Raw genomic sequence first — 6,128 nt, forward strand, 5'->3', positions numbered from 1 at the left:
CCGGCATATTAATGATTTTTTCCTTCCCTAAATTCGGATCCGGAATGTTTGCATGGATTTTTCTTGTCCCCCTCTTGATCTCGCTCCACGGCAAAAATTCTACTAAAGCAGCCGCTCTAGGTTTCTTTGCAGGATTAATTGGATACACAGGAATCCTGTATTGGATCTCCCACGTTGTGGTTCAATACGGCAATCTACCTCTTGTATTCGGTATATGTGCGACTCTTCTCCTTGCAGGATACCTTTCTTTATACATAGCACTCTTTACCGCAGGTGTAACATTCTTTGAAAAAAGGGGGTTACCCCTTTATCTTACTGCTCCTCCCTGGTGGACTTTACTGGAGTATGTTAAATCAACTGTACTTACCGGATTCCCGTGGGAAAATCTGGGACACTCCCAGTACCAAAATTTACCAATAATTCAGATAGCAGAAATAACAGGTGTATACGGTATTTCCTTTCTCCTTGTACTTATTAACGCTCTCATCGCTGAAGTTATCTTGGCGAAAAACCCAAAGAAGTCAGTAAAATTAATTCTAGTAGGTATCATCGTAATCACCACAACTTACGTCTATGGGATTTGGAGTATTGAGTTTAATGATACACGGATGGAAAAGGCACCAACACTCCATGTAAGCCTCATTCAGGGCAATGTCGACCAATCTGTTAAATGGGACCCACTCTACAAGAAAACGACGATGGGAATTTACACTACGCTTACCCGACGTTTTGCACCTCCCCAAGGAGGGCTAATAGTATGGCCGGAAACCGCAGTACCTTCATTTTTCCAGGACAGAGATGAAGTTCATGAACAGATAGTCAGTCTATGCCGCGAACTCAAATCGTGGCTTCTCTTCGGAAGCCCCAGCTACGAACGGAAAGATGATAGATTGATCCTGTTTAACAGTGCATATTTACTCTCACCTAATGACGATAGATACATGCGTTATGACAAAGTCCATCTCGTTCCATACGGTGAGTATGTACCTTTGAGGGAGTACTTCCCGTTCATAAAGAAACTCGTCCACGGAATCGGAGATTTTGGGAGGGGAAAGGACTATTCACCACTGAGTATTGACGGGATAAAGTTGGGTGTCCTCATCTGCTATGAAGGCATCTTTCCCGAAGCAAGCAGAAAGTACAAAGAAAAAGGCACCAATATACTCGTAAATATAACTAATGATGCCTGGTTTGGATGGACTTCTGCGCCTTACCAGCACCTATCCATGGCCATTTTCAGAGCTGTAGAAAACAGGGTATATCTATTAAGAGCAGCAAACACAGGCATATCCGCCATAATAGATCCAACGGGAAGAATTATTTCCTCGAGTGGTCTGTTTGAAACAACGGGCATTGAGGGGTCAGCTAAAATAATGAAAAATCACACATTATATGATAGAATTGGAGATCTATTTGTCTTAATGTGTTTTTTCGCCCTTTTAGGACTTTTCATTTACTCAACTCTAAGGAGTAAAAGGTATGATTGATGGATGGACTGAAAAAGTGGAAGATCTGAAAAAGAGAATAGACCATCTAAAGGTGTGTCTTTGACATCCCAGCCAAAGAAAGCGAAATAACAGCTATTGAGAAAGAGGCATCGCAACCCGAGTTCTGGAATGAACCCCAGAAAGCAGGAGAACTTTTGAAAAAAAAGGCTGAATCGGAAGAAATGGTAACGAGGTGGAAAAGCTACCTAAATATGTTAAACGAACTAGAAATGATGTACGAGCTAGCACTAACCGAAAACGACTTTTCAATTTTAGCTGATATCGAAAGAGAACTCACAAAATTGCAGCTTGACATACGTAAAGAGGAAATCAAACTAATGTTGGGGGCTGAGGAGGATGCACTTAATGCAATACTATCCATAAACGCAGGAGCCGGTGGCACAGAAGCTCAGGATTGGGCAGAAATGTTACTTAGAATGTACCTCCGATGGGCAGAACGCAAGGGGTACAAAACCACTATCATTGATTTGCAGCCCGGTGAAGAGGCAGGCATAAAAAGCGCCTCAATTACCTTGGAAGGAGAATACGCATACGGCTTCGCGAAGGCAGAGATTGGTATTCACAGGTTGGTGAGGATTTCTCCCTTCGACTCCAATGCCAGACGACACACCTCATTTGCCTCTGTGTTTGTTTATCCGGAGGTAAAAGACGATATTGTTATCGAGATTGACGAGAAAGACCTTCGTATTGACACATTCCGTTCTTCAGGGGCTGGGGGTCAGCATGTCAATAAAACTGATTCGGCTGTACGAATAACCCATATACCGACTGGCATTGTGGTTCAGTGCCAGAACGAAAGGTCCCAACACAAGAACAGGGCCATGGCTATGAAATACCTGAGATCAAGGCTCTACGAGTTAAAACTCAAGGAAAAAAGAGAGAAATTAATGGAAATAGAAAAGACAAAAAAAGACATAGCCTGGGGAAGTCAAATTCGCTCTTATATTCTTCATCCATACAAACTCGTTAAAGATCACCGTACAAACCTCGAGGTTGGTGATGTAAACAGAGTACTCGATGGGGATCTAGATGAATTTATTGAAGCTTATCTTTTGATGCAGCACTCATAAATTTAATTTTTGCTTGGCTTTTCATCTTTCTTTTGCTACAAAATCCTGGAATTTTGTCCTCATCAGATTCTCAAAGGGGGTAGAAAAGGTGGTGAAGAGGAAGAAGTTCTATGTGTGTTCTTTTTTCACAATTTTTCTACTTCTTCCCTTACTGAGCATACACTTAAAAACAAGCTACGCAGATCCTAGCGGAAATAGACAAGCACTACCAACGTTGGTTGCGATGGATAAAAAAGAACAAAAGATGGCTACCCACCGAGATGAGACTAACTCCCAGGAAGATGCGAAAAATAAATTAAAAAGAGAAAAGAAAAAAAACGAAGAACAGGAGATTATTGAAGAAGCCGAAAAGCTAATCGAAGCTGCTCAAAATTACTGGGAAAAAGGAGACATGGAAAGGGCTATTGAAATGCTGGATCTGGCGTACAGTCTAATTCTCACCGACAGCGAAGAACCGGAGATTGCGAGACAAAAAGATGATTTGCGTTTTATGATATCTAAAAAAATCCTTGCAATTTACAGTACGAAACAAAACCGTGCCAATGGCATAAGAAGCGAAATTCCTTTAGTTCTCAACGAAGATGTGGAAAGGGAGATAGAATCTTTTCTAGGACGGGAAAGGGACTTCTTTGTCGCTGCCTACAAACGGTCTTTCCTCTTTCGACCAATGATTCTGAAGGAATTGAAAAAAGCCCGTCTTCCTGAAGAATTATCATGGTTACCCCTAGTGGAAAGCGGTTTTAACGTAACTGCACTTTCCCCTGCCAGGGCTTTGGGGCTATGGCAATTTATTGCGTCCACGGGTTACAAATACGGCCTTGAAAGGGATGACTGGATTGACGAACGTCTTGACCCCGAAAAAGCCACCAAAGCTGCCATTGCTTACCTTAAAGAACTACACGAAATGTTCGGTGACTGGTTAACCGCACTTGCAGCTTACAACTGCGGTGAAGGTAGAGTTATCAGGGTAATATCATCACAGAAGATAAACTATTTCGATCGTTTCTGGGATCTGTACCGTCAACTTCCTTACGAAACGGCTCGTTACGTACCCCGTTTCTTAGCAACGCTCCATATTGTGAAAAATCCAAAACAATACGGTATTGATAAGGAACTAACAGAAACACCTGTTACAACCCCAACATACACCACAGTGAAAACAAACAAGCCTATGTTACTAAAGGACATCGCAAATCACTTAAACATCTCAGAAGAGATCCTCTACTTTTTGAATCCAGAACTTAGGTACAAAGCGACACCTAACCGGGAATACAATCTCAAAATTCCAGAAGAATCCTTGGAGCAATTCCTCCTCGCAGCTGATCAGATACCTTCCTGGGAAAAACCGGTTAGCTTATCCAAAAAGAAACGCCTCGTGTTTGTGTACCATAAAGTGAAGAAAGGCGAAACGCTGTCATCCGTTGCCGCGAAATACCATACCTCTGTAAAGTTAATAAAGATACACAATAAGAAAACGCTCAAGTCAAAAGGGGTTTACGCAGGTCAATTACTCAAAGTTCCGGTTTACAGTGCACTATATTCACCTAGACATGCAAAAGTTGCAGCCGTCTCCCACAATGAAACCTCATATACTGTACGGAAAGGGGACACTCTCTCATCAATAGCTACTCGCTTCAACACATCCGTCTCCGAATTGAAGAGAATTAACAATATAAAAACTGACAGAGTAGTTGCCGGACAAGTTCTTCTGGTGTCATCCCTGGACAAAGTTAAAACGCAAAACGGAAAAAACAATGGGAAAATCACCAGGAGGAAAGAAAGTTGATCACCGATCAAAAACACACTCTCAGGAATCGACAAAACTAATTGAATGGATGCGGCTATTAGTTCTAATCGTGGATAAAGGCATTCATTACCTCATTTAGAGTATATTCTATACTTCTCCGTATGTCCCGTAAACGCTCTTCGGTTGTTGCTTCAAACCGAAGTACAAGCACCGGTTGAGTATTAGAAGCCCTTATCAGCCCCCAACCATCGATGAACTGGACACGTACACCATCGATATCTACAATTGAGAATTTTTTCTCCAAACGAGATTTTACCTCGTCAACAACACGAAACTTTATGCTGTCGGGACAATCAATTCTTATTTCAGGTGTGGCGTACGTTACAGGAATATCTGCCATCAACTCACTCAGGTTTTTACCTGTACGAGAAATGATCTCCAATAGACGAAATGACGCATAAACGGCATCATCATAACCAAAGTACCTATCGGCGAAGAAAAGATGCCCACTCATTTCGCCGGCAAGCAATGCCTTTTCCTCCTTCATTTTTTGTTTTATCAGCGAATGTCCCGCTTTCCACATAATGGGACGTCCCCCATTCTTCGCAATTTCGTCGTATAGCTTTTGCGAACACTTCACTTCCCCAATTATCGCAGCACCAGGATTATCCTTTAGTATGTAACGAGCAAAAAGCAAAAGAAGCTCATCGCCCCATAGGATTTTAGCCATGTCAGTTATGACTCCCAAACGATCTGCGTCACCGTCGTAAGCGATCCCCACATCCGCCCTTTGTCTTTTAACCTCCTTTATAAGGTCTTCTAAATATTCAGGTATTGTCGGATCTGGAAAGTGATGGGGAAATCTCCCGTCAGGCTCACAGTAAAGGGGGGTAACTTTGCAACCAAAACTCTCAAATAAAGGAAGGGCAAAATAACCTCCTGTACCATTGCCCCCGTCCAAAACAACATTTATACCCGGTTCAATATACACTGATTTTAGAATAAAGTCCCCATATGCATCAAATACCGAAGAACTCTCTACCTCACCTATGCCCCTCTCAAATTCACCCGATCTAATCAGATGATACAAAAATTGAATATCCTCACCATAAATGGTATCCGGCCCTATACACACTTTAAAACCATTGAATTCTGGAGGATTATGACTTCCCGTAACCATAACCCCACCTTCTGCATTAAACTGCCGTATGGAAAAATAGAGCATAGGTGTGGTACAAAGTCCTATATTTATAATCTTTATGCCTGTTCCCTTAAGGCCCTCAATCAATGCTTCTGCAAATTCTTCCGAAGTCAATCTACAGTCCCTGCCTACCGTCATCTTTCCAACACCTTTTCGCCGCGCCATCGTTCCAATAGCTCTTCCTATGAGGTAAACAATCTCATAGTTCAGTTGGAGATCTACTACACCTCTGATGTCGTATTCTCTAAAAATTGAAGGATCCACCATCTCCTACACCTCTTCTACGTGGATACTATCTCAAAAAAGTGAAGTTAGTATTAACTCTTATAATGCTTAACATCTTTGTCGTACGTCACGAGATAAAAAATGTCCTCTCAGTTATCAAATTTATCAAAAGCTCAACTCTTTCAATTATAAAATGTGCACCAGCCGCAACTAGTTCACCATACGTTGATGATCCTGTTAAAACTCCAACTGTAACTGTTCCTACCCTCTGCCCCAACAGAATATCAATAGGATGATCTCCCACCACAACTGCTTGAGGGGGCAGTATATCGAGGACATTCAGAGCGATCATGAGGTGTTCCGGATCAGGCTTAACC

5 protein-coding genes are annotated in these 6,128 nt (G+C 42.0%); 3 read left to right on the forward strand and 2 right to left on the reverse strand.

Annotation, left to right across the window (positions count from 1 at the left end):
• Positions 1–11 precede the first annotated feature (11 nt).
• The 3 genes from lnt (at position 12) to N2317_07640 (ending at position 4,364) form a co-directional block, all read left to right on the forward strand.
• On the forward strand, positions 12–1,487 hold the full coding sequence (gene lnt, locus N2317_07630; GenBank protein ID MCX7817362.1) for an apolipoprotein N-acyltransferase: 1,476 nt from the start codon (positions 12–14) through the stop codon (positions 1,485–1,487).
• Positions 1,480–2,578 (forward strand): peptide chain release factor 2 gene (gene prfB, locus N2317_07635; protein ID MCX7817363.1). Its coding sequence is split into 2 segments (ribosomal slippage): positions 1,480–1,548 and positions 1,550–2,578, totalling 1,098 coding nucleotides; the frame shifts between segments, so codons are not numbered across the junction. Before lnt ends, prfB begins: the two co-directional genes overlap by 8 nt.
• Before the next feature lie 88 nt (positions 2,579–2,666).
• Positions 2,667–4,364: a LysM peptidoglycan-binding domain-containing protein gene (locus N2317_07640; protein MCX7817364.1), complete on the forward strand. Its 1,698-nt coding sequence runs from the start codon at positions 2,667–2,669 to the stop codon at positions 4,362–4,364.
• 64 nt (positions 4,365–4,428) lie between these two features.
• Here N2317_07640 and N2317_07645 read toward each other — a convergent pair whose 3' ends face one another.
• Together N2317_07645 and N2317_07650 are read right to left on the reverse strand one after the other, a co-directional pair.
• The gene (locus N2317_07645) at positions 4,429–5,793 is read right to left on the reverse strand and encodes a phosphomannomutase/phosphoglucomutase (GenBank protein MCX7817365.1); all 1,365 of its coding nucleotides are present in this window, start codon (positions 5,791–5,793) and stop codon (positions 4,429–4,431) included.
• Positions 5,794–5,878: 85 nt separating this feature from the next.
• Positions 5,879–6,128 (reverse strand): HAD hydrolase-like protein (locus N2317_07650; GenBank protein MCX7817366.1); only part of this gene is annotated, 250 nt, incomplete at its 5' end.

This window comes from Syntrophales bacterium, assembly GCA_026417625.1.
Classification (GTDB): Bacteria; Desulfobacterota; Syntrophia; order Syntrophales; family UBA8958; genus JAOACW01.

Coding starts and splice junctions, on each gene's coding strand:
- lnt (MCX7817362.1), top strand. CDS start 12: ATGATTTTTTCCTTCCCTAAATTCGGATCCGGAATGTTTGCATGGATT.
- N2317_07645 (MCX7817365.1), bottom strand. CDS start 5,793: ATGGTGGATCCTTCAATTTTTAGAGAATACGACATCAGAGGTGTAGTA.